17 protein-coding genes are annotated in these 26,516 nt (G+C 64.4%); 5 read left to right on the top strand and 12 right to left on the bottom strand.

The genetic code is table 11. From position 1 onward, the window contains the following. Positions 1–58: 58 nt before the first annotated feature. From C7I87_RS18905 to C7I87_RS18860, 10 genes are all read right to left on the bottom strand, one after another. Positions 59–1,456 (bottom strand): NAD(P)(+) transhydrogenase (Re/Si-specific) subunit beta, encoded by a 1,398-nt coding sequence (locus tag C7I87_RS18905; protein WP_149905626.1) that lies wholly within the window; start codon positions 1,454–1,456, stop codon positions 59–61. Between the two features lies 1 nt (position 1,457). Then, complete coding sequence (locus C7I87_RS18900; protein WP_140757081.1) at positions 1,458–1,883, bottom strand: NAD(P) transhydrogenase subunit alpha part 2; 426 nt, start codon at positions 1,881–1,883, stop codon at positions 1,458–1,460. After that, positions 1,883–3,157 carry a Re/Si-specific NAD(P)(+) transhydrogenase subunit alpha gene (locus tag C7I87_RS18895; RefSeq protein ID WP_149905625.1) on the bottom strand — a complete coding sequence of 425 codons (1,275 nt, stop codon included), beginning with the start codon at positions 3,155–3,157 and terminating at the stop codon, positions 1,883–1,885. The genes C7I87_RS18900 and C7I87_RS18895 overlap by 1 nt, the downstream gene beginning before the upstream one ends. An 88-nt stretch (positions 3,158–3,245) precedes the next feature. Continuing rightward, complete coding sequence (locus C7I87_RS18890) at positions 3,246–3,470, bottom strand: aa3-type cytochrome c oxidase subunit IV (RefSeq protein WP_149905624.1); 225 nt, start codon at positions 3,468–3,470, stop codon at positions 3,246–3,248. Positions 3,471–3,635: 165 nt separating this feature from the next. Further along, complete coding sequence (locus tag C7I87_RS18885) at positions 3,636–3,785, bottom strand: DUF3096 domain-containing protein (protein WP_149905623.1); 150 nt, start codon at positions 3,783–3,785, stop codon at positions 3,636–3,638. Between the two features lie 140 nt (positions 3,786–3,925). After that, positions 3,926–4,612 (bottom strand): N-acyl amino acid synthase FeeM domain-containing protein, encoded by a 687-nt coding sequence (locus tag C7I87_RS18880; RefSeq protein WP_246696309.1) that lies wholly within the window; start codon positions 4,610–4,612, stop codon positions 3,926–3,928. Between the two features lie 242 nt (positions 4,613–4,854). Beyond that, entirely contained in the window at positions 4,855–7,170 is a 2,316-nt protein-coding gene (locus C7I87_RS18875; RefSeq protein WP_149905621.1) for a putative bifunctional diguanylate cyclase/phosphodiesterase, read from the bottom strand. Between the two features lie 91 nt (positions 7,171–7,261). Next, the gene (locus tag C7I87_RS18870) at positions 7,262–10,756 is read right to left on the bottom strand and encodes an indolepyruvate ferredoxin oxidoreductase family protein (RefSeq protein WP_149905620.1); all 3,495 of its coding nucleotides are present in this window, start codon (positions 10,754–10,756) and stop codon (positions 7,262–7,264) included. 217 nt (positions 10,757–10,973) lie between these two features. Then, positions 10,974–11,516 carry a hypothetical protein gene (locus tag C7I87_RS18865; RefSeq protein ID WP_149905619.1) on the bottom strand — a complete coding sequence of 181 codons (543 nt, stop codon included), beginning with the start codon at positions 11,514–11,516 and terminating at the stop codon, positions 10,974–10,976. Further along, positions 11,497–12,105, bottom strand: a complete 609-nt coding sequence (locus tag C7I87_RS18860) for a CGNR zinc finger domain-containing protein (protein WP_149905618.1) — start codon at positions 12,103–12,105, stop codon at positions 11,497–11,499. The genes C7I87_RS18865 and C7I87_RS18860 overlap by 20 nt, the downstream gene beginning before the upstream one ends. Before the next feature lie 127 nt (positions 12,106–12,232). On the opposite strand from C7I87_RS18860, the gene C7I87_RS18855 reads away from it, so the two are divergent. The 4 genes from C7I87_RS18855 to C7I87_RS18840 all read left to right on the top strand — a co-directional run bounded on the left by C7I87_RS18855 (position 12,233) and on the right by C7I87_RS18840 (position 16,738). Further along, positions 12,233–13,138 carry a branched-chain amino acid ABC transporter permease gene (locus tag C7I87_RS18855; protein WP_149905617.1) on the top strand — a complete coding sequence of 302 codons (906 nt, stop codon included), beginning with the start codon at positions 12,233–12,235 and terminating at the stop codon, positions 13,136–13,138. Between the two features lie 181 nt (positions 13,139–13,319). Beyond that, the gene (locus C7I87_RS18850) at positions 13,320–13,904 is read left to right on the top strand and encodes a TRAP transporter small permease subunit (protein WP_149905616.1); all 585 of its coding nucleotides are present in this window, start codon (positions 13,320–13,322) and stop codon (positions 13,902–13,904) included. Further along, positions 13,904–15,691: a TRAP transporter large permease gene (locus tag C7I87_RS18845; RefSeq protein WP_149905770.1), complete on the top strand. Its 1,788-nt coding sequence runs from the start codon at positions 13,904–13,906 to the stop codon at positions 15,689–15,691. The genes C7I87_RS18850 and C7I87_RS18845 overlap by 1 nt, the downstream gene beginning before the upstream one ends. Positions 15,692–15,709: 18 nt before the next feature. Then, positions 15,710–16,738, top strand: a complete 1,029-nt coding sequence (locus tag C7I87_RS18840) for a zinc-dependent alcohol dehydrogenase family protein (protein ID WP_149905615.1) — start codon at positions 15,710–15,712, stop codon at positions 16,736–16,738. Between the two features lie 101 nt (positions 16,739–16,839). Here C7I87_RS18840 and C7I87_RS18835 read toward each other — a convergent pair whose 3' ends face one another. Continuing rightward, positions 16,840–17,949, bottom strand: a complete 1,110-nt coding sequence (locus C7I87_RS18835; RefSeq protein WP_149905614.1) for a TRAP transporter substrate-binding protein — start codon at positions 17,947–17,949, stop codon at positions 16,840–16,842. 262 nt (positions 17,950–18,211) lie between these two features. On the opposite strand from C7I87_RS18835, the gene C7I87_RS18830 reads away from it, so the two are divergent. Continuing rightward, positions 18,212–18,985, top strand: a complete 774-nt coding sequence (locus C7I87_RS18830) for a gamma-glutamyl-gamma-aminobutyrate hydrolase family protein (RefSeq protein WP_140810947.1) — start codon at positions 18,212–18,214, stop codon at positions 18,983–18,985. A gap of 123 nt (positions 18,986–19,108) precedes the next feature. Here the strand turns inward: C7I87_RS18830 and C7I87_RS36490 are convergent, their stop codons facing one another. Beyond that, positions 19,109–25,963: a hypothetical protein gene (locus C7I87_RS36490; protein WP_149905613.1), complete on the bottom strand. Its 6,855-nt coding sequence runs from the start codon at positions 25,961–25,963 to the stop codon at positions 19,109–19,111. Between the last annotated feature and the right edge of the window lie 553 nt (positions 25,964–26,516).

Below are 26,516 nucleotides of genomic sequence, written 5' to 3'. Positions count from 1 at the left end.
ATCATAGAGCCCGGCATCGACCGGGCTCTGTTCTATTCGACGGTCAAGATTGGCCGGCTCAGTGATCCATCGCCTTGACGATTTCCTCGGTCATCTTCTTAGCGTCGCCGAGCAGCATCATGGTGCCGTCCTTGTAGAACAGCGTGTTGTCGATACCGGCATAGCCGGAACCGAGCGAGCGCTTGACGAAAAGGCAGGTGCGCGCCTTGTCGACGTCGAGGATCGGCATGCCGTAGATCGGCGAGGACTTGTCGTCGCGCGCGGACGGGTTGGTGACGTCGTTGGCGCCGATGACATAGGCGACGTCGGCCTGCGCGAATTCCGAGTTGATGTCCTCCAGTTCGAACACTTCATCGTAAGGCACGTTGGCTTCGGCGAGCAGCACGTTCATGTGGCCGGGCATGCGGCCGGCGACCGGGTGGATGGCGTATTTGACGTCGACGCCGTTGGCCTTGAGCTTGTCGGCCATTTCGCGCAGCGCGTGCTGCGCCTGGGCGACCGCCATGCCGTAGCCCGGCACGATGATGACCTTCTGCGCGTTCATCATCAGGTAGGCGGCGTCGTCGGCCGAGCCCTGCTTGACGGTGCGCTCGATGCCATCGTCGGCAGCGGCGGAAGTCTCGCCGCCGAAGCCGCCGAGGATGACGGAGATGAAGCTTCGGTTCATGCCCTTGCACATGATGTAGGACAGGATCGCGCCCGACGAGCCGACCAGCGCGCCGGTGATGATCAGCGCCAGATTGCCGAGGGTGAAGCCGAGTGCGGCCGCCGCCCAGCCAGAATAGGAATTGAGCATCGAGACGACAACCGGCATGTCGGCGCCGCCGATCGGGATGATCAAGAGGATGCCGAGCACCAGCGAGGCGGCGACGATCAGCCAGAACACCAGCTTCGATTCCGTGGCGACCAGCAGCACGATCAGCACGACCAGGGCGATGCCCAGCGCTGCATTGATGAAGTGACGGCCGCCGATCATGATCGGCTTGCCCGACATGCGGCCATCGAGCTTGAGGAAGGCAATGACCGAGCCGGTGAAGGTAATGGCGCCGATGGCGACGCCCAGGCTCATCTCAATCAGGGCCTGGGCATGGATGTCGCCCGCCGTGCCGATGCCGAAGCTTTCGGGCGCGTAGATGGCGGCGGCAGCCACCATGACGGCGGCGAGGCCGACCAGCGAGTGGAAGGCTGCGACCAGCTGCGGCATCGAGGTCATGGCAATGCGGCGCGCGGTGACGGCGCCGACGCCGCCGCCAATGGCGAGGCCAAGCACGATCAGGCCGAAGCGGCTAGCGGACGGGGTTGCCAGCGCCAGCGTGGTGGCGATGGCGATGCCCATGCCGATCATGCCGTAGAGATTGCCCTGGCGGCTGGTTGTCGGGTGCGACAGGCCGCGCAGCGCCATGATGAACAGGACGCCGGACACCAGATAGAGGAAGGAGGCTAGATTGACGGTCACGTCACTTGTCCTTCTTCTTGTACATGGCCAGCATGCGTTGGGTGACGAGGAAGCCGCCGAAGATGTTGACCGAGACCAGCATCAGCGCGACGAAGCCGAAGCCGGCAGCGACGCCGGAAGCCGCGATGCCGACGGCGAGCAACGCGCCGACGACGATGACGGAGGAAATGGCATTGGTGACGGCCATCAGCGGCGTGTGCAAGGCGGGGGTCACCGACCAGACGACATAGTAGCCGACGAAAATCGCCAGGATGAAGATGGCGAAACGGAAGACGAAGGGGTCGATGGCGCCGCCCGACAGCGCGTGCGCGGCGTTACCGGCGGCCTCAGTGCCGCCCGGCGCATTGGCCAGGTTCTGCACCGCGAGCCTGACCGCGGCACTCGCCTGGTCGAGCTGATCCAGGGCTTTCTGCAAGGTCTGATCCATCACGCGGTCCCTTTCGGCTTCGGCGAGGGTGACTTGGATGCGGCGCTCTTCCTGGGCGCGGACTTCTTGGGCGCGGCCGAAGCATCGGCGACCATGGTCGTGGCAGGGATGGCCGCCGGCTCGACATAAGGCTGCTGGTCGGCCTTGACGAAGGCCGGATGAACGACCTTGCCGCCGTCGGTCAGCATCGTCGCTTTGACCAAGTCGTCATCACGGTTGATGGCCAGCGTCTTGGCGGTCTTGTCGACCAGCGTCTCGAGGAAGGCGAACAGGTTCCTGGCATAGAGCAGCGAGGCGGATGCCGCGATGCGACCTGGCACGTTGAGATAGCCGACGATCTTTACGTTGTTGGCGGTGGTGACGATCTTGCCGGCCTCGGCGCCCTCGACATTGCCGCCACGCTCGACGGCGAGATCGACAAGCACCGAGCCTGGCTTCATCGAGGCGACCATAGCCGCCGAGACAAGCTTCGGCGCCGGCCGTCCGGGGATCAGCGCCGTGGTGATGACGATGTCCTGTTTGGCGATGTGTTCGGCGGTGAGTGCCGCCTGCTTGGCCTGGTATTCCTTGGACATTTCCTTGGCATAGCCGCCGGCGGTCTCCGCCGCCTTGAACTCCTCGTCCTCGACGGCCAGGAATTTTGCGCCGAGCGAGGCAACCTGTTCCTTGGCGGCGGGACGAACGTCGGTGGCGGTGACCACCGCGCCGAGACGGCGCGCCGTGGCGATCGCCTGCAGGCCGGCGACGCCGACGCCCATGATGAAGACCTTCGCCGCAGGAACCGTGCCCGCCGCCGTCATCATCATCGGCAATGCGCGATCATATTCCGAGGCGCCGTCGATCACCGCCTGGTAACCGGCAAGATTGGCCTGGCTGGACAGGACGTCCATCGATTGCGCGCGGGTGATGCGCGGCATGAACTCCATCGAGAACGCGGTGACACCGGCTTTGGCAAGAGCCGCGACGGCGGCATCGTTGCCGTAGGGATCCATGATGGCTATCACCGCTGCGCCGGCTTTGTAATTCTTCAGTTCGGCATCCGTTGGTCGGCGAACCTTCAGCACGACATCGGCCTTGGCGGCATCCGAGGCCTTGCCGATGACAGCACCTGTCTTGGCAAATTCTTCGTCGGGGATACGCGAGCGGGTGCCGGCACCAGCTTCGACGATCACGTCGAAACCCAGGCCCGCCAGCCGCTTCACCGTGTCGGGCGATGCCGCGACACGCGGCTCGTTCGCGTCAAGCTCACGAGGGATGAAAACCGTCTGTCCCACCGCATGATCCTTTCGGCTGGAACCTGTCTGCGCGAAGTGTCGACCGGGATATCCGGCTACGTCAACCGCAAGAGGGTTTTTGGAAGGTTTATCGCAGAATGAAGGCGCCGACGGCCAGAATAAGCACGAACAGGATCAGCGCAGAGAAGAAGCCGCCAGCGAAGAAGCCGAAAGCCATCGCGATGAGAAGGCCAAGGCAGAAAAGCGATCCGTATTTGGCCAGCATGAGAAAGCCCGCATAGGTGCGGTCATGCTCTGCATAGTCCATCTTCGCGCCCAGTTCTACAGGACCGCTCGGCGTGTGCTCAGCCATAGGAATACCCCTTCGAAGACATCTTTCAGGCACATACCGAAAAGCTGGGCGCAGAGCAATGGCGCTATTGCCGCATCGCAGCCGACAACTGCCTCAAGGGAAAATTGAAACTGGCCGCCGATGCCGGGCAATCGGCGGTTTTGCGGCACGCTTGCCCCGACTGTCTCAGGCGGCCAGATGCGGGAACAAGCCCAGCAGTCCAACGACAATCAGATAGAGCGCGACGATGTAGTTCAGCAGCCGTGGCATGATGAGGATCAGCACGCCGGCAATCAGCGAGATGAGCGGCGTGAGGGCGACCTGGGATAGATGCATGTCATTGTCCTTTCCAGAAAGACGGGCATCAACTCGCGTCGATGCCGCCCCTGACAACGCGGCCAGGCCTGGAAAGCTCCATCGGAAGCGGGTCCGGGACTACTTGCATGGAGGCCGTACAGCCCGGACACGGCGCGGGATCAGGCCGCTTCGAAATATTTGGCCGTGGGCAGAATGGTCAGCGGCGCCAACTCGCCCCTCTTGGGGCGTTGGAAAAGCATGCGCTGCTCGAACGCCGTGGAATTGAAGAACGGGAAACGATCCAGCGTTGCCTGCATGTTCTCGGAGCATTTCGACTGGAACAGATGCACAGGAACGGTAAGTCCGGGATAATTCCGCGGCGGCACCGCCTGCTCGGAGCGGAAGATGCGATGATAGAAGGCGGAATGCTCTTCCTTGATCGCCGTCAGGCAATAAGTCGGCTTGAAATGGCTGCAGGCGACCACTGCCAGCCTCAGCGTGATGTAGGGCAGCACCCGCAGACTGCTCGACCACTCCAGATCGGCGGCGAACCGGCTCGGGTCGACGAACGTCTCGCCCGAGGCCAGACGCCGTGACAGCACGTCGCCGAAAACATCGGTGCTGGGTGAAACAGGATACCTCGCGCTGGCGTAGTGGATTCTGATGGTGCTGACGAGCGTGCCGTCGAAGAAGACGCCAAAGCGGTAAGAATTGGGCAGATCGTCGAACCTGTCCTTCACCATGTGGGAAGCATCTGATTTGACCATGCCGGCGTGAAGATAGGAATTGTAGCGAAGCTTGTAGATCGCTTCCAAATCCTCGGCGCCATCGCAAAGGCGATACTCCACGTGCTCCAGAACATCCATGATGTGATCTGAGAACACCGATGGGCGATTCTTGTCCCTGCCCGTAGCCGCCGCCAGGGGCCTACTCACCAACTTGTTGTCCATTTGACCCTCGTACCGCCGCGCAAACGACAATAGCGAAGCGCTGGACGAACAAGAAGCAAAATTGCGAGCTTTCGTGTTTACCCTAAATTAACGTTAACAAATGGTTAATCGCGAGAACACGGAGGATCGTGCCCTCGATGAATGACTTCAGACCGATGTCAGGTGGTGGCGCGCTTCTTGACCGGCTGCAATTGCGCGGCGAAAGGCCAGGTCACGTTGGACATGGTCTCTATGCCAGAAGCGCTGAGCGCGGCGCCAAAAAGAAAACCCTGGACGAGGTCCGGCTTCACCGAATGCATCAGGACTTTCAGCTGCTCGAATGTTTCCACCCCTTCGATGGTGACGGTCAGCCCGAGCACGCGGGTCAAATCGACGACACCCTTCAACAGCTCGAGCGAACGCGGATTCTGGGTGACGTCCATCACGAACGACCGGTCGATCTTGATCTTGTCGAGAGGCAGCTTGTGAAGATAGCTCAGGCTTGAATAGCCGGTGCCGAAATCGTCGAGGGCGATGCGAACGCCAAGCTGCTTCAGCTCCTCGATATATTGGCGCGTCAAGGATTTGTCGTCGAGCAGCGCGGTTTCGGTGACTTCGATCTCGAGGCGGTCGGCGGCGAGGCCGGAGTTGGCCAACGCATCGCGGACCTTCTGGATCACATCGCGGTTGCGGAAATCCCTGGCCGAGAGGTTGACCGAGACGCTGGTCTGGTCAGGCCATTTGGCGCATTCAGTGCAAGCCGCATGAAGCACGAAGGTGCTGATCTCGGAAATGATGCCCATCTCCTCGGCCAGCGGAATGAAGATGCCGGGCGAAATCGGCCCGAGATCGGGATGGTCCCAGCGGCAAAGCGCCTCGCAGCTGGCGATGCGCATGGTGTTCATCGCCACGATCGGCTGATAGACGACCCGCAGGTCCCTGCTTTCCACGGCGCTGCGCAGATCCGCCTTCATCAGTTGGCGGTTGCGGAACGCGGCGTCCATCGCCGCCTCGAACAGCCGCCACCCGTTCTTGCCCAGCTCCTTGGCCTTGTAGAGTGCCAGGTCCGCCTTGACGATCATGGCGTCGACATCGGTTTCGCCGACCTTGGACAGCACCGCGCCGGCGCTGGCCTGGATCCGCAGCCCGTGGCCCGCGACGTCGACCTCTCCCTGCAGCTCGGCGAAAATCTCATCGAGCAGGCTCGCCAGGTGGCTCTCATCATCGATGCGATCGAAGAACAGCATGAACTCGTCGCCGCCGAAGCGACTGACGGTAAGGCCTTGCCCGGCAATGGCCGCCAGCCGCTCGGCGACGGCATAGATCAGGCCGTCGCCGATAGGATGGCCGAGCGTGTCGTTGACGCTCTTGAAATCGTCGAGGTCGACCACGGCCAGACCGCACAGGCGATCGCGATCGCCCGTGGCAATCAACTCGCCGACCAGTTCGTGGAAATAGGCGCGGTTCGGAAGGCCCGTAAGGTTGTCGTAGCGCGCCATGAACCGGATCTTTTCCTCCGCTTCGACACGCGCCGTAACATCCTCGAAGGTGATGACGCCCAATTCCTGATTGCCCTCGCGCGCCGAGAATTCGAAGTGCTGCCCGTTGGAAAAGGAAACCAGCACCTTGCGGTCGCGCCCCTCGCGCAACGCACGCGTCAGCTGCGCCTCGACATAGCGGCAGTCCTTCGGTGCCAGCATGCCGCCGGCAACGCCGCGCAAGAGCAGCGAGTGGATCGACCGTCCGAGCAACTGGTCGGCCGATTTGAGCGACATCAGACGAGCGGCTTCGGCGTTGCCGACGACAACCTTGCCATCGGGGCCGAGCATGACCAGGCCATGCGACATGGTGTTGAGCGCGCGGTTGAAGCGCTGCGCGATCTGCCTTGCCTGCTTGTGTCCGACAACGGCCGAAAACAGCACGTTGCGAACATGGTCGGCGCTGCCCTTGATGATGAACATGAACGGGATGATCAGCAGGCCAAGCACGACGTAGGGGATGTCGAACCTGAGAATGAGGGCGGCGGCGATCGGCCCAACGAAGGTGACCGCGAAGATCATGACCATGCGCGGCGAGCCGTAATTTCGGCCCACGACAGTCACCAGCGAGGACAGCGTTACCGACAGCGCGCCGATCTCGGCATAGGAATCCGAGTAGACATAGATGGAAATGAAGCAAAAGAACCCCAGCAACAATCCCTGAAGGCTTCCCTTCAGGATGTATTCGCGCTCCCACTTTGTCGCATCCGCGGCGTCACGCATCTCGCCACCCGAGCGGTGGAACCGCCGCAGGCTGAAGTAGCGCCAGACGCCGACGGCGAGCAGCGCACCGGCCAGAACCAGGAAGATAGGCTGGCCGTTGCGCCAATAGACCATGAGGCTGATGACGGCATGGCAAAGCGCGCCGATGACCAGCATATGCGCGTTGTCGAACAACGAGCGCACAAACTGGATATAAACATCCACAGGGATGTTATCGGTTTTTGTTCTGCCCATTACTGGCGCCCAATGAGCCCCAGCCTTGGCATAGTCCCATTAAAAAACCTTTAGCTTGGGCTGAAACGCTTGATTTTCGGGCGCTTTTGGCTCACTCGGCGGCCTGAAGTTCAGGCCTTGCCGGTGCCGCCGCAAAACGGTCGAGCAGCCTGCGGCGCTCGCCCGCCGCCTTTTCGGCGCTTGCCTGCCGGACATGACCGTAGCCGCGGATCAGCGCCGGGACCGAGACCAGGGCTACCGCGGCCTCGATCTTGCCGGGCGCCAGCGAGCTGGCCACGAGCTGTAGATCGGCTTCGTACTGCGCCAGCAATTGCCGCTCCATGCGCCGCTCGGCGGTGTAGCCGAATAGGTCGAAAGCAGTGCCGCGCAGGCCCTTCATCGCCGCCAGCAGGCGAAAACCCTTCATCATCCAGGGGCCGAAGCTCGATTTCCTCGGCTTGCCGTCATTGCCGCGGCGTCCCATGATCGGCGGCGCGAGATGGAATTCGAGTTTCTCGTAGCTCTGGAACTGCTTGCCAAGCTCGGCGGCGAAGGAGCCGTCGGTGTAGAGCCGCGCCACCTCGTATTCGTCCTTGATCGCCATCAGCTTGAACAGGCTTTTGGTGGCGGCTTCTGTCACGGCCGTCGAACCTGGCGTGGCCTTCGCTTCCGCCGCTCGCAGCGTGGAAATCCTGTCGGCGTAGCGCTTGCCGTAAGCAGCGTTCTGATAGGCGGCGAGGAAAGCGACTCGGCGGGCGATGATGTCGTCGACCGTCCCAGCGACCGGAGCGGCCTGCCCGGCCTTGTCGGCAAAGGTTGGGCCCGGCTGGGCGACGAGGCCGCGCACGAAATCCGGCTGATGCGCGGCGCGACGGCCCCAGCGGAAAGCGGCGATGTTCATCGCCACCGCTTCGCCGTTCAATTCGATAGCCTTTTCAACGGCTTCGGCCGAGAGCGGCAGACCGCCGTGCTGAAAGGCAAAGCCGAGCATGAACATGTTGGCGCCGAGCGAATTTCCGAACAGAGCGGTGGCGGTGCGGGTGGCGTCGAAGAAATGCGCCTTGTCGTCGCCGGCGGCGGACCGGATCGCCTTCTTCAGGCGCTCGACCGGCAGCGAGAAATCGGCCGATCGGGCGAACTCGCCCGGCATGATCTCAGCGGTGTTGGCGAGGAAGATCGTGTGACCCTCGCGCACCGCGGTCAGCACCTTCTTGGCGCCCGACACGACGAGATCGCAGCCGAGCACGAGGTCGGCCTTCCCCGCCGAGACACGGATGGCATTGATGTCTTCGGGTGTGCGGGCGATGCGGACATGGGTGAACACCGAGCCGCCCTTCTGCGCGAGGCCGGCCATGTCGATCATGCCGCAGCCCTTGTCCTCCAGATGCGCCGCCATGCCGAGCACGGCGCCGACGGTGACGACGCCGGTGCCGCCGACGCCATCGATGATCGCCGCCCAGCCCTCGACGCCGAGCGGGAATGCGGCCGGTGTCGGCACGCCTTCGAGCGGATCGGTCTTGCCGGCCAGCCCTTCGGCCTTGCGGATCTTGGCGCCGTGCACGGTGACGAAGGACGGGCAGAAGCCGTTGACGCAGGAGAAATCCTTGTTGCAGCTCGACTGGTCGATCTTGCGCTTGCGGCCGAATTCGGTCTCGACCGGCTGGATCGAGACGCAGTTCGACTGCACACCGCAATCGCCGCAACCTTCGCAGACCAGTTCGTTGATGAAGACGCGCTTGTCGGGATCGGGAAAGGTGCCGCGCTTGCGGCGGCGGCGTTTTTCGGCGGCGCAGGTCTGATCGTAGAGCAGGATCGACACACCCTTGACGTCGCGCAGTTCGCGCTGGACGAGATCGAGGTCGTCGCGGTGATGAATGGTGGCGCCGGCCGGAAACTCAACCTTCCCTGCATATTTGTCGGGTTCGTCGGTGACGATGGCGATGCGGTCGACACCTTCGGCCCGCACCTGCCTGGCGATCATGTCCACGGTCAGCCCGCCCTCATGCGGCTGGCCGCCGGTCATGGCGACGGCGTCGTTGTAGAGGATCTTGTAGGTGATGTTGGCTTCGCTCGACAGGGCGAAGCGGATCGCCAGCGTGCCGGAATGGTTGTAGGTGCCGTCGCCGAGATTCTGGAAGATGTGGTCGCGCTTGGAAAACGGCGCCTGGCCGACCCACTGTGCGCCCTCGCCGCCCATGGCGGTAAAGCCGAGCGTGTTGCGGTCCATCCACAGCGCCATGAAGTGGCAGCCGATGCCGGCGGCGGCGATCGAGCCGTCCGGCACCTTGGTCGAGGAATTGTGCGGACAACCCGAGCAGAAGAAGGGCGTGCGCGAGCCGATGTCGGTGGCATCCGCCAGCATCGCCTGGAACTGGCGCAGCTTCGCCACCCTTGCCGAAATCTCTTCGGACGGGCCGATGGTCTTCACGATCCTTTCGCCGAGTGCAATGGCGATCTCGTTGGGGTCCAGCGCCCCCTTGGCCGGAAACAGCCAGTCGCCGCGCTCGTCCTTCTTGCCGACGATGACCGGCTGCGAGGCGGTGCCGTATAGGCTCTCGCGCAGTTGCACCTCGATCAGCGAGCGTTTCTCCTCGACGACGACGATGGTATCGAGGCCGCGCGCGAACTCGGCGATGTGCTGCAGGTCGAGGGGCCAGGGGCAGCCGACCTTGAACAGCCGCACGCCGATGCGGTTGGCTCCCGCTTCGTCGATGCCGATGTCCTCCAGCGCCTGGCGGACGTCGAGATAGCTCTTGCCCAACGTGATGATGCCGAGCTTCGGATTGCGGCCGCCCGAATAGACGATCCTGTTCAGCCCATTGGCATGGATGAAGGCGGAGGCCGCGGCACGCTTGTGCTCATGCAGCCGCTCTTCCTGGCCGAGCATGTCGATCTCGTGGCGGATGTTGAGGCCGCCCGGCGGCATCTCGAAATCCGGGACGACGATGTTCAACCGCTCGAGCGAAGCATCGACCGAGGCGGTCGATTCGATGTTGTCCTTGACGCATTTGATCGCCGCCCAGGTACCGGCGAAACGCGACATGGCAAAGCCATATAGACCGTAATCGATGATCTCCTGGACGCCGGCCGGATTGAGGATCGGCACCATGGTGTCGACGAACAGGAATTCGGTGGCGTGCGCATTGGTCGAGGATTCGGCCATGTGGTCATCGCCCATCAGCGCAAGGACGCCGCCATGTTTGGACGAACCGGCGAGATTGGCGTGGCGGAACACATCGCCTGAACGATCGACACCCGGGCCCTTGCCGTACCAGACGGAGAAGACACCGTCGTGGGTGCCCTCGCCAAGCAGTTCCGTCTGCTGCGAGCCCCAGCAGGCGGTGGCGGCAAGCTCTTCGTTGAGGCCGGGCTGGAAGACGATGTCGGCCCCGGCGAGCTGCTTTTTCGCCTTCCACAGCTGCATGTCGAGGCCGCCGAGCGGCGAGCCGCGATAGCCGGACACGAAGCCTGCCGTGTTCAGGCCAGCGCGGCGGTCGCGCTCGCGCTGCATCAGAAGCATGCGGATGACCGCCTGCGCGCCGGACAGGAAGATGCGCTCCTTCCCAAGATCGAACTTGTCGTCGAGCGCGACATCATGCAGCGTCATCAGGCATTTCCTCTGCGAAGGCCGCGCGGGGCAGCAGCCAACGTCGGGATCGGATGACGCATCCTTTCGTCCCTTGCAAGGCAGGTCAAACAAAATCGAAAGGACCAGCCAACGCGCAACAAACAGTTCGGCCGGCGCTCGACCGCGCATGAAAGCGTGCGCCAATGGCGCGGTGGCGCACGAAAATTCCAGTCGAAATCGATGCCGTCGTAAGGTATCAGCCGGCTTTCGAGCAGTCCGGCTTCGGCTCGCCGGGCAGCTTGCCATCGGGATGGCCGGCGAGGTCGGGATTGGCCGTGTAGAGCTGGTCGATGACCAGCGGCCGGTCGGGCAGGATGGACTGGTCTTCCGTGGACATCAGCGTCGTGTCGATCGTCTGCAGGACCGTACCGTCGGGGCCCTTGATGCTGATGGCGATGGCATAGGGCTTGTTCTTGACGACGCAGGTCAGCGCCGGGCTCTCCAGACTCACCTTGTCGAGTTTTGGCCAGACCTTCTGCTCGACCACCAAGGGATCACCACCGGCGGGGTTCTGGAAGCTGGCGACCGCCACCTGGCCCTCGCCCATCGGCTGCAAGGGCCGCAACGTCACGACATAGGTCGCCCGGGCGAGACGGTAGTTGAAGACGAATATCTTGCCGGAAACCTCGAACAGCTTGCCCTCGCCGCCGGTATCGCGACAGGCGCCGAGTGCCGCGGCGGCAATCAGCATGGCGGCGGCCATCAATCGGGAAAATCTTTTAGGCATTCCTGACCTCATTAGCCGCCCTGCGGCGGCGGTAGTGACGGCTCGCCTTCTGCCGGTTGCCGCACACCGCCATGTCGCACCAAAGGCGGCTGGAATTGCGGCTTCTGTCGACAAACAGCCAGGTGCAGTTGGGGCAGATCCTGAGCCTCGCGACCGTGTCGTCGCGCAGCAGCGAAAGGGCTGAGACCGCCAGCGCCGCCTCGAAGGCTATCGGCGTCGCCGGATCTCCGAACGGCCGTCCCGGCGCCCCGATCTCGGTCCGGCCGGCGGCCAGGCCGTCGGCGCAGGCCCGCAGGAATTCGGGCAGATCAGCCGTCGCGACCGCGCCTTTCGACACCGCGCCTCGAAACAGCCGGTCGGTCGTCTCGCGGATCGACAGCACGACGGGCGCGATTGCCGCCGGCGAGGACACCGCCAGCCGCCTGTCGCCAAGCTCGACGGCGCGAAAGCCGCTGGCCGCGTCGGCAAAGCGGGCGATTTCGGCCGGATCGCCGAAGCGGTCGAACGTGCGCGCGGGATCGCCGCGCAGCACGACGGTGTTCGCCGTGTCGAGCGCGAGCAGGCCGCCGGCGAAGCGGTGTGGTGTCCAGGCAACCGTCATCCCTCAAAATCTAACCAATAAATCGCATTTGACAAGTTAGATTCGGCGATGCAAACCTTTGACGCGCACGGTATCGTCGCCTTTGTCCGCTGCGTGCTTTGGCGAGATGCTTCTGGTGTTGTCGAGCATGCTTTACTTCTTCCAGCAGGTGCTGAACGGGCTGCATTCGGGTGCGCTCTATGCCCTGCTCGCCTTCGGCTACGTGCTGACCAACGGCATCCTGCACCGCACCAACCTCGCCTATGGGGCGCTGTTTGCCTTCTGCGGCCAGGCAATGATCCTGAGCGTCGCCTTCGGCTACCAAGTGCTGTGGCTGACGCTGCTGGCTTCGGTGCTGTTCGGCGTCGTCGCGGCGTTCTTCTATGCCGCGCTTATCAGCCATGTCCTGTCGCGCAGCGTCTTTGAACCGTTGGCCGACCGCTCGCCCAATGCCATCGTGGTGACGACGCTCGGCATCCTGATCGTCCTGTCGGAAGCAAGCCGCATCGCCGCCGACACGCATGATCTGTGGCTGCCGCCGATGCTGGCCGAGCCCATCGTTTTCGCCGAAAGCTCCGGTTTCAAGGCGACGCTGACGCTGATCCAGGTGCTCGACTGCGCCGTGGTCGTGGCGGCGGTAGCACTCGCTACGTGGGCGTTTGCCCGCTCGAACTTCGGCCGGTGCTGGCGCGCCGTCTCCGACGATCCCAGGGCCGCTGCCCTGTGCGGCGTCGACGTGCGCGGCGTGTTCCGGCGTGCCGTGCTGTTCGGCGGCTTCTGCGCCGCCCTGGCCGGGGTCATGGCCAGCCTCTATTACGGCAATGTCAGCTTCGGTTCCGGCCTTGTCTACGGCCTGAAAATCCTGTTCGTGACGGCCGTCGGCGGCTATCTCTCGCCGCCAAGGGCGGCGCTGGGCGCGGCCGCTTTCGGCATGGCCGAATCACTGTGGGCCGGCTATTTCCCGGTCGAATGGCGCGATGCGTGGATGTATCTGTTCCTGGTGGCCATGCTGATCCTGATCGGCGCCGGCCGCGACACCAGCAAGGTCGTCTGAACCCATCAGACTTTGGTTGCATGACCTTTCGTCAGGCTGCGGTTTTCCACCGTGCCACGAGGGCCGATGGCATGCATCCTTCCTCCTCGTGTTGACCAACCGGACCACGCACTGCATACGGTTGGGCCAGGCGGCGCGACGAAAAAGGGGGATCGCGCGTCTCCGCATCAGGGAGGAATGCATGGCAGGGCTTCTCGCTCTATCCAGAACGATCGATCGTATGAACGAGTTCATCGGCAAATCGGTATCCTGGCTGATCCTGCTGGCGATCCTGGTGAGTGCGGCCAACGCGGTCATCCGCAAGGTGTTCGACACCTCGTCGAACGCGTGGCTGGAGCTGCAATGGTATCTGTTCGGCGCCGCCTTCATGCTGGCCGCCGCCTACACACTGAAGCAGAACGAGCATATCCGCATCGACATCGTCTACGGCCTGTTTTCACGCCGCGTGCAGCACTGGATCGACCTCTTCGGCCACGTCTTCTTCCTGATGCCGTTCGTGACACTGATGGTGTTCTATTTCGTGCCCTATGTGTCGCTGTCCTTCCATAGCGGCGAGATGTCGACCAACGCCGGCGGCCTGATCGTGTGGCCGGCCAAGGCCATCCTGCTGGTCGGCTTTTTCCTGCTTGCGCTGCAGGGCATTTCCGAGATCGTCAAGAAGATCGCCATCATGCGCGGCGTCATGGAGGATCCCAACCCGTTCATTTCCGTGCACGAACAGGCTGAACTGGAAGCCAAGGCGCTCGCCGAAGAGGTGCGTTCGTGATGGAGTTCATCGCCCAGAACATGGCGCCGATCATGTTCGCCTCGCTGATCCTGTTCATGCTGATCGGCTATCCCGTCGCCTTTTCGCTCGCCGCCAACGGCCTGATGTTCTTCTTCATCGGCGTGCTTTTGACGCCCTATTCGGGTGGCGCGATCAATCTCGCCTGGCCACTGCTCTATGCGCTGCCGGACAATTTCTACGGCAGCCGGGTAATGTCGAACGACACGCTGCTGGCCATCCCGTTCTTCACCTTCATGGGCATCGTGCTCGAGCGATCCGGCATGGCCGAGGACCTGCTCGACACGATCGGTCAGTTATTCGGACCGATCCGCGGCGGCCTCGCCTATGCCGTGATCTTCGTCGGCGCGCTGCTGGCGGCGACCACCGGCGTGGTGGCGGCATCCGTCATCGCCATGGGGCTGATCTCGCTGCCGATCATGCTGCGCTATGGCTATGACCGCCGGGTGGCATCCGGCGTCATCGCTGCGTCGGGCACGCTTGCCCAGATCATTCCGCCTTCGCTGGTGCTGATCGTTCTCGCCGACCAACTCGGCCGCTCGGTGGGCGACATGTATGCCGGCGCCCTGATCCCCGGCCTGGTGCTGACGGGTCTATACACGCTCTACATCGTGATCATGTCGATCGTCCGGCCAAAGTCGATGCCGGCCCTTCCGCTCGAGGCGCGGACGCTCGGCCATGGTGTGGTGTCCCTGCTGGTCGCGTTGATCGCAGCCGTGGCCATCGCCTATGCGGCCTACCATTACCTGGTGCCCGCTCATGGCGACAATGCCGACATCCTCGGCGCGACGGTCGGCGTCATCTTCATCTACATCGTCGCGATCCTCGACCGCGGCCTAAAGATCAACATGATGTCGCGGCTGGCGCAGCAGGTCGTGATCGTGCTGATCCCGCCGCTGGCCCTGATCTTCCTGGTGCTCGGCACCATCTTCCTCGGCATCGCCACCCCAACCGAGGGCGGCGCCATGGGCGCGGTCGGCGCGCTGGCCATGGCGGCGATGAAGGGCCGGTTGTCGATGGACGTGATCAGACAGGCGCTGGCCTCGACGACGCGGCTGTCGTCCTTCGTGCTGTTCATCCTGATAGGCGCGCGGGTGTTCTCGCTGACCTTCTACGGCGTCAACGGCCAGATCTGGGTCGAGCATCTCTTGACTTCGCTGCCGGGCGGCGAAGTCGGCTTCCTGATCGGCGTCAACATCCTCGTCTTCTTCCTCGCCTTTTTCCTTGATTTCTTCGAACTGGCCTTCATCATCGTGCCGCTGCTGGCGCCGGCCGCCGATAAGCTCGGCATCGACCTGATCTGGTTCGGCGTGCTTCTGGGCGTCAACATGCAGACCAGCTTCATGCATCCGCCGTTCGGCTTCGCTCTGTTCTACCTGCGCTCGGTCGCCGCCCGCGTGCCCTATCTCGATCGCCTGACCGGCAAGCAGATCGCGCCGGTGACGACAGGCCAGATCTATTGGGGCGCGGTGCCGTTCGTCTGCATCCAGGTGATCATGATCGCCCTGACCATCGCCTTCCCGCAAATGGTGATGCGCTACAGGGGCGCGGCGGTCGATTCCGGCACGATCGACTATACGGTGCCGGGCGTACCCGGCATGTCGCCGCTCGGTGCACCGCAAGGCGGTGGCGCGCCCGCCAATGGCGGCGGTGCACCGGCCTCGCCCGGCACGCCGGACCTGTCGCAACCGCCGAGCTTTGGCGATGCGCCGCCGGCCAAACCGGCGGCACCGGCGCCGGACCTGTCGCAGCCGCCGAATTTCAATTGAGGTCGGAGGGAAGACGCCATGAAAGCCGTGCGGCTGGAAGCAGTGGGCAGCATCGCCATACGCGAGGTCGCCAAGCCGGCCCCCGGTCCGGACGACCTCCTGGTACGGATCGAGGCCTGTGGCGTCTGCGGCACCGACCGGCATCTTTTCCATGGCGAGTTCCCTTGCAGGCCGCCGGTAACGCCCGGGCACGAATTCTCCGGCATCGTCGAGGCAATCGGCACCGCCGTCTCCGGCTTTGTGGTCGGCGACCGGGTCACGGGCGATCCCAACATCGCCTGCGGACGCTGCGCCCACTGCCATGCCGGCCGCGTCAATCTGTGCCGCAATCTCAATGCCATCGGCATCCATCGCGACGGCGGTTTTGCCGAGTATGTCGCGTTGCCGCAGAAGCAGGCTTTCATCCTGCCCGCCGACTTGCCACCGACGCATGGCGCGTTCTGCGAGCCGCTTGGCTGCTGCCTGCATGGTGTCGACCTTGCCGAGATCAAGCCGGGCGGTTCGGTTGTCGTGCTCGGCGGCGGCGTCATCGGCCTGCTCACCGTTCAACTGGCGCGGCTTGCCGGGGCCACCACCATCATCCTGTCGACAAGGCAAGCGTCGCGGCGCGCGCTTGCCAGGGAACTCGGCGCGACAGTGACGGTCGATCCCTCCGCCGCCGATGTGATCGATGTGATCGCCGGGCCGGCGGGTCTGTCGCCCGGAGGCGTCGACGTGGTGTTCGAATGCGCTGGTGTGCGCGACACCGTCGAGCAGTCGGTGCGGCTGGCAAGGGCCGGCGGCACCGTCGTCATCGTCGGCGTGACGCCGCAAGGCACGAAAGCTGAATTCGAGCCCTTCGACCTGCTGTTCCGGGAACTGAAGGTGCTGGGCTCGTTTCTCAATCCCTACACTCACCGCCGCGCCGCCGAGCTTATCGCGTCAGGCGCGATCGAGATCGACCGGCTGATCTCCAGGCAGGTGTCGCTTGAAGAGGCGTCTGGCTTGATCGCCAATCCGCCGGCGCCGGGCGAGGTCAAGGTGCTGGTGGTGCCAGGTTTGGGCTGAGGCTTCGAGCTTCGGGCGTTGGCAATTGCCGTCGTCATTGAGCAGAGAAAAGCCCCGGGACGGAGGGCCCCGGGGCTTTCGAACAAGCAAAGTCCGATCGCTTACAGCTTGCCGTTGCGCTGCTGGACCATCATGAAAGTATCGTAGTTGTATTCGGCAACCTGCGCCCAGAGGTAGTGCTCCTTGCGGAAGCCCTTGATCGATTCCCAGATTTTCTTGAAGGGCGCGTTGGTGGCCTCCATCTCGGCATAGACCTCATTGGCTTTCTCGAAACAGGCGGCCATGATGTCCTGGGTGAAGGGGCGCAGTTTCGCGCCGCCGGCCACCAGTCGCTTCACCGCCGGAGGGTTCACATAGTCATATTTCTGCAGCATGTCGGCGTCGGCAGCTTGGGCGCACGTGCGAAGCAGCGACTTGTAGGTCGGTGAAAGCTCTTCATATTTGGCCTTGTTGAACATCAGATGGACCGTCGGGCCGCCTTCCCACCAGCCGGGATAGTAATAATAGGGCGCGACCTTGTAGAAGCCGAGCTTCTCGTCGTCATAGGGGCCGACCCATTCGGCGGCGTCGATGGTGCCTTTTTCCAGCGCCGGGTAGATGTCGCCGCCGGCGATCTGCTGCGGCACGACGCCGAGCTTCTGCATCACTTTGCCGGCAAAGCCGCCGATGCGCATCTTGAGGCCGGAGAGGTCGGCGACGGTGTTGATCTCCTTGCGGAACCAGCCACCCATCTGCACGCCGGTATTGCCACCCGGCAGGCCGAACAGACCTTGCGTGGCAAGGAACTCGTTGAACAGGTCGATACCGCCGCCATGGTAATGCCAGGCGTTCATGCCGCGCGCGTTGAGCGAAAAGGGAACCGCCGCACCCAGCGCCCATGTCGGGTCCTTGCCCCAGTAATAATATGCCACCGTGTGGCAGGCCTCGACCGTGCCGGCCGTTGTGGCGTCGGCGGCCTGCAGGCCGGGGACGAGCTCGCCGGCGGGAAAGACCTGGATCTGGAAATTGCCGTCGGTGGCTTCAGACAGCATCTTGGAGAACACTTCGGCGCCGCCATAGATGGTGTCGAGCGACTTCGGAAAGGATGATGCCAGCCGCCATGTCACCTTGGGGTTGGACTGGGCTATTGCCGGTGCGGCGAGCGTGGCCGCCGCCGCTGCGGCACCGACGCCGGTCACGCCGGCCTTGCGAATGAATGAACGACGATCCATGCAGTTCCTCCCTTTCTGGATCAACAGACCGACTTTCGGGGAGTCCTCGCTCCCGCGTCGGGTCGCTCGAAACAATACACGGGCAAGGAGTCGAGTCCAGCACGGCTGCGGGATTTGGTGGCGAAGCCATGCGACCTGCAACTATAGTCTAACGTGGGATTTCGTGGCCCATGCGACACGCTGAAACTTGGCTGGAAAAATGCCCGGGGATCGCTTATTTTAGAGGCAGGACATCCCTTGCCAGATGGAAAACAGACCCAAAATGCAGCAGCCGCTCGTCGCCATATCGACCGACGTCCGTCAATTCGACAATTACACCTGGCATGCCGCCCCCCAACAATATCTGGAAGCAGCAATCGTAGGTGCCGGCGTTTTCCCCCTGCTCGTGCCTTCGTTCGGCGACCGGCTGGACTTCGACGAACTCCTGTCGTCGGTCGACGGCGTCATGCTCACCGGCTCGAAATCCAACGTCGATCCCTCGCTCTATGGCGGCGATGCGAGCGAAGCCAATGGCCCTTATGACACCGCGCGCGACTCCACGACGCTGCCGCTTATCCGCAAGGCGATCGAGCGCGGCGTGCCGCTGCTTGCCATCTGCCGCGGCATCCAGGAGCTGAACGTGGCGCTTGGCGGTACACTGGGCACCGAGATCCAGGAGCGCGAGGGGTCGCTGGACCACCGTGCGGCGGTGAGCGACAAACAGGATGAGCGCTTCGCCATTCACCAGACCATTTCGATCAAGCCAGGCAGTTGCCTCGCCGGCGTGTTCGGCGCGGGCGACATCAAGGTCAATTCCTTGCACCGCCAGGCGATCGACCGGCTGGGGTCGAAGCTCGAGATCGAGGCTGTCGCCACTGACGGCACGGTCGAAGCGGTTTCGGTCAAGGGCGCTCGCGCCTTTGCCGTCGGCGTCCAGTGGCATCCCGAATACTGGGTCAAGTCGGACAGCAATTCCGCCAAGATTTTTCGCGCCTTCGGCGATGCCGTGCGTTTGCACGCCGCCGCGAAAGCCGGCGCACGGGCCGCGGCGGAGTAGGATCTTCGGCGGTGCCGGATGTTCGAGACGGGAAAACCCGTCTTTCCTGACAGGCACGCGCCAGACGCCTTCGGATTTAGCGGAACCGCCAAATTCGATCGGAGCCGATCCGGTCGGTGCGAGCTACCAGTTCACCCTGAACCCGACATTGCCGCCATAGGCCTGCACGCCGTCGCCGAATTTGCCGTCGAAGGCGGCGAACATCGAGGTGCTTGAGCTCCAGTTCATCTTCAAGCCGGCATTCACGGCGACCGCGTCCTCGGCTGCCGAGGCGCCCTGGATGACGAAGGAGGTGCCGGGCGCCGCCTGGAAGCTTGGCTTCACCGAGCGGTCCGGCTCGAACTCATGGACCCAGGCCGCACGGCCCCAGACCTGCAGCGACTGGCCATTGCCGACCCCGATCGTGGTGTCGAGTTGCAGGCCGAGCGAGGTAGGCAGCGAGGTGATGACGCGGTGATCGAAGCTCAGGCCCAGTGCGCCACCGTCGGGCGAAGTCTCGTCGAAAGCATCCATCGACAGGACGGCGAACTGCAACCCGGCGAAAGGCGTGATTGCGCCATCGCCCATCTGCTGACGCCAGCCGGCTTCGATGTTGGTGCCGAAGCCGGCGCTGAGGAAATTGCTGCGCCAGTTCTCGGTCGAGACACCGGCCACCGGATCGAGCGGCGTGCTTGAGCCCGGCACGGTCGCGGCGCGGTGGACGTTGTTGTTGTAGAGGCCGAAGGCGAGCGCGCCGTCGATATAGAACTGATCCCATTTGCGCGCGACATAGGCGCCGGCCTGGGCGCCGACGATGTTGCCCGAAGTCTGGCGGTCGTCAACGGCAAATGAACCCGCGGAGCCACCCAGCGCAAAGCCCACCAGCATGTTGGGATCGCCAGCGGACTCCATGCCCGCCGCGAGATTGCCGCCCCTGTAGGTGGTGCCGGCACTGCCTAAGGCCGCATCGCCGCTGATCTCACCGCCATTGCCGCCGGCGCTGGCCCAATAGCTCCAGCGCCGCGGGTCGGGCTGCATGGCCTTGAACGGATCCTTCTTGGCCTTTGTCGGCTCGTCATAGGCTTGTGGCGCAACGGTCTGATCAGTCGGATCGGTGCCAAGGCCGGTGCGCCAGAAATCGGCCTGGCGGCCCATCGAGGCAAAGAAGCTTTCATAGGCACCGAACTGCGGTTGCTCGACAACGGCAACCCCCTCGCCCGAGATCGAATCGTAGACCGCGCCAAGCTGGCTGACGGTCGGAATATAGAACAACGCCTCGGCGATCTTCTGGAAATCCGGCGAGGTCGGGCCGCTCTGAATGGCGTTGACCGCGTTCGCGACCGGAATCTGGTTCCCGGTCAGGCCGGTGGGCGCGAATGTGATGTCGACACCGAGATAGACATCGTCAGAGCCTTGATATTGCAACTGATATTGCGCGACCGCGCTTGCAATCGAACTGAGCTCCAATCCGGTGTGCGAGACACCGCCATCGGCATGCAGGATGTGGAACGTTTGGCTCCCTGGTTTCGCCGCGGCCGGATCCATGATGTTGAGATCTATCGCGCCACCGAGATCCGCGGTACCGGCGACATTGATGAGGTCGGCCCCTGGATCGAGGTCGACGTCGAGCTTGTAGGCGCCGGTCGAGGCCTGGTTCCAATTGCCGACGAGATTGGTCGTCATCACATTGCCGTCGCCGCCGGGCGAGAAATAGCCGCTGTCGGAGAAGAGATTGCCGGTGCCCAGCTTAGCGTCGAGGCCGGCGTTGAAGGTAGCACCGGCCATGTTGGTGAAGCTGTTGACGCCGGCGCCGAGATCGAAGGAGCCGGTGACGGTGCCGTAATTGGTGACCGCCTCCTTGGCATCGCCAGATAGGATCGCCCAGCCGCCGGCCGTGCCGCTCGCGGTCGTGATCGTGCCCTTGTTGCTGATCGTGTTGTTCTTGCCGTCGAGCAACCAGACACCAACGCCGACAAGAGGGGTGGCGACATCGGGGGTCGCGGTCGGCACCATAACCGTAGCGCCACCCTCAACCAGGCCTTTCGAATCGGCGAGGTTGATGGTGATGTTGCCGTTGCCGTCGACCGCCTTGCTCTGCGCGACGATGGCGCCGGTGCCGGCGGCATGAGTGACGACCGAGCCGGTCAAATCCACGGTGACGTCGCCGGCCGTGCCGAGATAGTTCTGTGTCGCATCCTTCTTGCCGCCGTTGCTCTGGGCGAAGATGCCGATGGAGCCGTCGCCATAGGTGTCGATCGTACCGGCATAATCGACATGCACGATGCCGGAGTCGCCAGCATCCCCATTGCTGCCGACGGCCCAGTTCGTAACGGTGTGGATACCCGGGATCAGCTCGTTGCCGAGCGTGCCGAGGATGCCGCCGCCGCCGCCCACCGACTGGGCGAAGATGCCGGCCGAGGACGAGCCATGGGTGACGATCGCGCCATCGCCCTCCACGGTGACGTCCTTGCCCGAGCCGCCATTGCCGCCGCCTTGGCCGAAAGCAAGGCCGATGCCGAGATTGAGCGCCGGTACCGGACCCAGCCCGTTCGCCAGCACGCGATCGACATTGCCGGCGACCCCCCCGCCGCCGCCGATCGACTGCGCGAAGATGCCGTTGGATGCCGCTCCGAACGTCTCGATCTTGCCGTTGCCGTTGTTAATGACGTGGACGATGCCGCCGTCACCGCCGCTGGTGCCCTTGCCGCCGACACCGATCGTGCCGGTGGCGCCGATATTGGCCTTGCCGCCAACGCCGCCGCCACCGCCCACCGACTGCGCGAAGATGCCATTGGAATTGCTGCCCTTCGTGGTGATGTTGCCGGTGTTGGTGACCTCGACAAGGCCGCCAATGCCCGACCCGCCGCCATCGCCGCCCACGGCGGCGCCAAGCGCGCTGTAGATCTTGGTCTTGCCGAAAAGGACGTTGGCGATCAGCGCCGCCGGAACCGGGATCAATTCGTCGGTGCCAAGGATGCCGTTGCCGCCCGCGCCACCGCCGCCGCCCACGCTCTCCGCGAAGATGCCGTCGGCAAGGGAACCATTGGTCGTGATGCTGCCGTCATTGGTGACGGTCACATGCCCGCCATCACCGGCCGCGCCGCCCTTGCCGCCGACCGCGACCGACATGGCGACGTTGATGAGAGCATCCTCGGGCGCCTCGCCCTTGCCGACAAGGACGTTGATGGAGTTGGCGCGGCCGCCTATGCCGCCGCCACCACCGACCGACTGGGCGAAGATGCCATAGCCGCTGTTGCCGGTGATCACCGTATCGCCGGCGATGTCCTTGTCGGTGGTGACGAGGCCGGTCTCGATGTTGCCGTGGTTGTTGACGTTGACGTCCTTGCCGTCGCCGGCGAGCGCGCCATTGCCGCCGATCGCCACCGAGATATTGGTGTTTTGCGCGCTCGAACTGGTTGCGTTTGCCCAGCTTCCGACCGCCGTGATCGCGTTGCCGCCATCGCCGCCGCCACCGCCCGCGCTCTGCGCGAAGATGCCGGCCGAATTGTCGCCATAGGTTCGGATGACCGACCAGTTGTTGACCGTCGCGCTCGAACCGTCGCCGCCAAGCGCGCCCTGGCCGCCAACGGTGACGCCGATCGACGCCAGCGGCAGGTCGCTGTTGTTGATGCCGAGGTTGACTCCGATCGCGAAGCCGCCATCGCCGCCGCCGCCGCCGATCGACTGCGCCCGGACGCCATCGGCGCCAAGGCCCCAGGTGGTGATGGTCGAGCCGGCGACGATCGCGCCGAGCGCGTCCTTGCCCGCATCGACGATGACGGCGCCGCCGTTCCCGCCCGTCCCGCCCGTGCCGCCGACGGCGACCGATATGTTGGCACCCGGCCCCATTGAGCCGGAGCCCGCTCCGGCGTAGCCGCCGGTGCCACCGCCGCCGCCGACGGATTGCGCCCAGATGCCGTGAGCCGCTGTGCCATGGGTGGCGATGTCGCCCCCATTGGTGACATGCACCGTGTCGCCGATACTGCCTACACCGCCACTGCCGCCGACCGCGACCGAAACGGCGACCGCCGGAATCTCTTCCGGATCGGGCGAAACCGCGAGCGAGAAGGCGATCGCTCCGCCGCCGTTGCCACCGCCACCGCCGACCGACTGCGCGAAGATGCCGTAAGCCTTGATGCCCGTGGTGTTGATGTCGCCCTGGTTGTTGACCGTGACGGTGCCGCCGCTGCTGCCGTCGCCGGCATCGCCGCCGACGGCGGCCGATATCGCGCCGACCGCGAGCGCGCCGGCGATGGAGAAGCCGCCATTGCCGCCGCCGCCGCCAATACTCTGCGCGTTGATGCCGATCGACCCGTCCGCGTGGGTGATGATGGTCGAGGCATTGTTGACGGTGACGGCCTTGGCGAGGCCGCCCGCGGCCCCTTTGCCGCCAAGGGTGACAGTCAGCGCAACGGCGCCGATCGTGCCGCCGCCAGCAAAGCCGCCATTGCCGCCGCCACCGCCGACCGACTGCGCGAAGATGCCGTAGGCCTGCTGGCCGTAGGTCTCGATCGTGCCGCCCGCGGTGTTGACGTTGACGATGTCGCCTATGCCTCCGACGCCGGCCGCGCCCCCCATGGCCAGGCCGAAACTGAACGCGCCACCGCCGCTGACCGCAACGGCGCCGCCGCCATCGCCGCCGCCGCCGCCGACGCTCTGCGCGAAGATGCCGTAGGCGCTGTCGCCTTGCGTGGTGATGTCGCCCAGGTAATTGACAGTCACGTCCTTGCCGTCGCCACCAGGGCCGCCCTTGCCGCCGATCGCGAAGCTGGCGCCGGCGCCGGAGGTTCCGCTCGAGACGGCAACCGCAAGACCTCCCCGGCCGCCGCCGCCGCCGACCGACTGTGCGAAAACGCCGTAGGCCTTGGCGCCGGTGACGACGGTTTGGCCCAGACCGTCGGTGGTGCGCGTGCCGGTACTGATGGAGGAGGCGACGAGGCCGCTGAGATTGCCCGGCGTGGCCACGTGGTTGACCTCGACCGATCCGCCCTTGCCGCCCTTTGCGCCAGAGCCGCCGATGGCGATCGCCACGGCTTCGCCGACCGTATACGAACCGCCCCCGTTGCCACCGCCGCCGCCCAGCGACTGGGCGAGGATGCCGACGGCATCATCGCCGCTGGTGGTCAGGTGGCCGGAGGAATTGACGGTGACCTTGAGTCCGTCGCCGCCGCCGCCGCCCGAGCCGCCGATGGAGAACAGGCCGCCAGCGGAGCCGCCATCGCCGCCGCCGCCGCCGATCGATTCCGCCTGGATGGCGGTGCCCGCGGTCGTGATGGTGCCCGTATTGGTGACCGTGACCGTGCCGCCATTGCTGGTGGAGGAGCCCTTGCCGCCGATGGCGACCAGGCCGCCGCTGTCACCGCCATTGCCGCCGCCGCCGCCGATCGACTGGGCGAAGATGCCGCGCGCCTTGGGGCCGATCGTGATGAGCGTGCCGTCATTGGTGACCGAGACCGTCCCGCCGATGCCGCCGGCGCTGCCTTCGCCGCCGATGGCGACCAAGCCGCCACTGCCCGAACCATTGCCGCCGCCGCCGCCGATCGATTGCGCCACGATCGCGTCGGCGCCGACATCCTGGATGGTGGGACCGAGATCGGTGACGCTGGTGTCCGAGCCCCCGAAGGTCCTGATGACGTTGCCCGCGGCATTGGTGACGATGACGGCCTTGCCGTCGCCGCCGGAGCCGGCGTCGCCGCCGATGGCGACGAGGCCGCCGGCGCCGCCCGCATCGCCGCCACCGCCGCCGATCGACTGCGCCAGGATGCCGAAGGCGCCGACGCCATAGGTGGTGATGTTGCCGCCGGCATTGTTGTTGACGGTCACCGTGTTGCCGGTGCCGCCGCCGGAGCCGAGCTTGTTGCCCAGCGCGACGATGCCGCCTGAATCACCGGCATTGCCGCCGCTGCCGCCGAGTGACTGCGCCCATATGCCGTAGGATCGCGCGCCCTTGGTCTCGACGACGCCGGTATTGGTCACGGTGACGGTGCCGCCATTGCCGCCGGCCGAAGCCGAGCCGGGCTGGCCGACAATGCCGAAGCTGTCTCCGCCCGCGCCGCCGCCGCCGCCGATCGACTGGGCAAAGATGCCGGTCGACTTGTCCTGGTTGGTGGTGATCCGACCACTGTTGTTGACGATGACCGTGCCGCCGGTTGTCGGTGGTCCGCCGGAGCCACCCTGGCTGAAGATGTAGCCACTGCCGCCGGCGCCGCCCTGGCCGCCCTTGCTCATCACGAAGATGCCGTCGGCGCCGACAGCATCGGTGGTGATCGTCGCCGCCGAGTTCAGCGTGATGTCGCCGCCCAGGCCGGCGGCGCCACCCTGGCGCGCGTCCTGGTTGCCATAGGAATCGCCACCCTTGCCGCCATCGCCGCCGACGCTGACGATCTCGACCGCGGCCTTGCCGGCTTGGCTTGAACTGTAGCTGTCGGCAGCGTGCAGCGTGTCGTTGATCGTCGGCCCGTTGCCGCCTGGCTGGCCGTCGGAGCCGCTCACGCCGATGGTCAGGCTGCCGAGAATGCCGAAGTCGATCTTGATGCCATAGGCATTGGAGCCGCCCGAACCGTTGGAACCGGTCTGGCGGTCCACGAAGCGCACGTTGTTGCCCTGGGTCACCGTGCCGCCGCTGCCGGAGCCTCCCGCCCCGCCGCCATCGATCGGTACATTGAGCTGATAGGCGTTGAGCGTGGATTGCGGGTTGCCGGAATCGGTCTCGTTCTCAACCACGATGCCGGTGACATAGTCGACTGTGCCCACGGTCGTCTTGGTGTAGGACAACACCTTGTAGGTCTTTCCGCCGGAGACGTAAGTCGTGCCGACGGCAGGCGGCGTGACGATGACGGCGTTGAACGTAGTGCCGCCGCCCGATGAAACCGCGGTCACCACCCAGCCATTGGGCGGCGACGGGATCTGGACTATCGTCTCTAGATTGCCGGTGCCGGGATTGTAGACCTGATCGCCGACCGCCAACGCTAAGGCGCTGCCCATGGTCAGAAGCAGCATTGAGCCAGTAAGGATTCCGAACACGCTTGACCGGGCAGACCGGCGCATAGCCTTCAGCCCGATGGCGGGCACACCAATGTTCTTCATTGCCGCAGTCAACCCCCTACCGCAGGTGAGCTCCGGTCCGGCAGATTCCAGAAGCGAGGCCCACCATGGCAGGCATCGAGCGGTTTCACGCGTGGCGGAACTCTTCCCGCCCTATGCGTACTTGATTTGCATGCGGGTTGACTGTGTTATATTTGACGCAGTTGAGATCAATCTAAATAAGCAGGCACTTTCACGACTTCTGTTGTGTGGCGTTCACTTCATGAACCCGCGCCTTCCATCGAAGCTCGTATCCGACTGGATCTGCCGAGAATGCCGCATTTTGCGGATATCTACCGGCACATGCGAAGCAAAACGCGGGTCTTATCCAGCATTCCGCGTGCGCCGGCCAGGCACCCTTACCCGACGACTTTCCTCCTGACTTTTTCTGGGTGCTTCCCGCTTCCTACAGCATGTCGCGGCGAATAGGATTCGCCCGACCTGCTGTAAGCTTCTGATTTTATGCATG

It is taken from the genome of Mesorhizobium sp. SARCC-RB16n (genome assembly GCF_008520305.1).
Taxonomy (GTDB): Bacteria; Pseudomonadota; Alphaproteobacteria; order Rhizobiales; family Rhizobiaceae; genus Mesorhizobium.
The sequence above is the reverse complement of the archived record's forward strand: the minus strand, read 5'-3'. Positions and strand labels throughout refer to the sequence as shown.

Coding starts and splice junctions, on each gene's coding strand:
- C7I87_RS18900 (WP_140757081.1), bottom strand. CDS start 1,883: ATGGATCAGACCTTGCAGAAAGCCCTGGATCAGCTCGACCAGGCGAGT.
- C7I87_RS18890 (WP_149905624.1), bottom strand. CDS start 3,470: ATGGCTGAGCACACGCCGAGCGGTCCTGTAGAACTGGGCGCGAAGATG.
- C7I87_RS18885 (WP_149905623.1), bottom strand. CDS start 3,785: ATGCATCTATCCCAGGTCGCCCTCACGCCGCTCATCTCGCTGATTGCC.
- C7I87_RS18880 (WP_246696309.1), bottom strand. CDS start 4,612: ATGGATGTTCTGGAGCACGTGGAGTATCGCCTTTGCGATGGCGCCGAG.
- C7I87_RS18875 (WP_149905621.1), bottom strand. CDS start 7,170: ATGGGCAGAACAAAAACCGATAACATCCCTGTGGATGTTTATATCCAG.
- C7I87_RS18870 (WP_149905620.1), bottom strand. CDS start 10,756: ATGACGCTGCATGATGTCGCGCTCGACGACAAGTTCGATCTTGGGAAG.
- C7I87_RS18865 (WP_149905619.1), bottom strand. CDS start 11,516: ATGAGGTCAGGAATGCCTAAAAGATTTTCCCGATTGATGGCCGCCGCC.
- C7I87_RS18860 (WP_149905618.1), bottom strand. CDS start 12,105: ATGACGGTTGCCTGGACACCACACCGCTTCGCCGGCGGCCTGCTCGCG.
- C7I87_RS18855 (WP_149905617.1), top strand. CDS start 12,233: ATGCTTTACTTCTTCCAGCAGGTGCTGAACGGGCTGCATTCGGGTGCG.
- C7I87_RS18850 (WP_149905616.1), top strand. CDS start 13,320: ATGGCAGGGCTTCTCGCTCTATCCAGAACGATCGATCGTATGAACGAG.
- C7I87_RS18845 (WP_149905770.1), top strand. CDS start 13,904: ATGGAGTTCATCGCCCAGAACATGGCGCCGATCATGTTCGCCTCGCTG.
- C7I87_RS18840 (WP_149905615.1), top strand. CDS start 15,710: ATGAAAGCCGTGCGGCTGGAAGCAGTGGGCAGCATCGCCATACGCGAG.
- C7I87_RS18835 (WP_149905614.1), bottom strand. CDS start 17,949: ATGGATCGTCGTTCATTCATTCGCAAGGCCGGCGTGACCGGCGTCGGT.
- C7I87_RS18830 (WP_140810947.1), top strand. CDS start 18,212: ATGCAGCAGCCGCTCGTCGCCATATCGACCGACGTCCGTCAATTCGAC.
- C7I87_RS36490 (WP_149905613.1), bottom strand. CDS start 25,963: ATGCTGCTTCTGACCATGGGCAGCGCCTTAGCGTTGGCGGTCGGCGAT.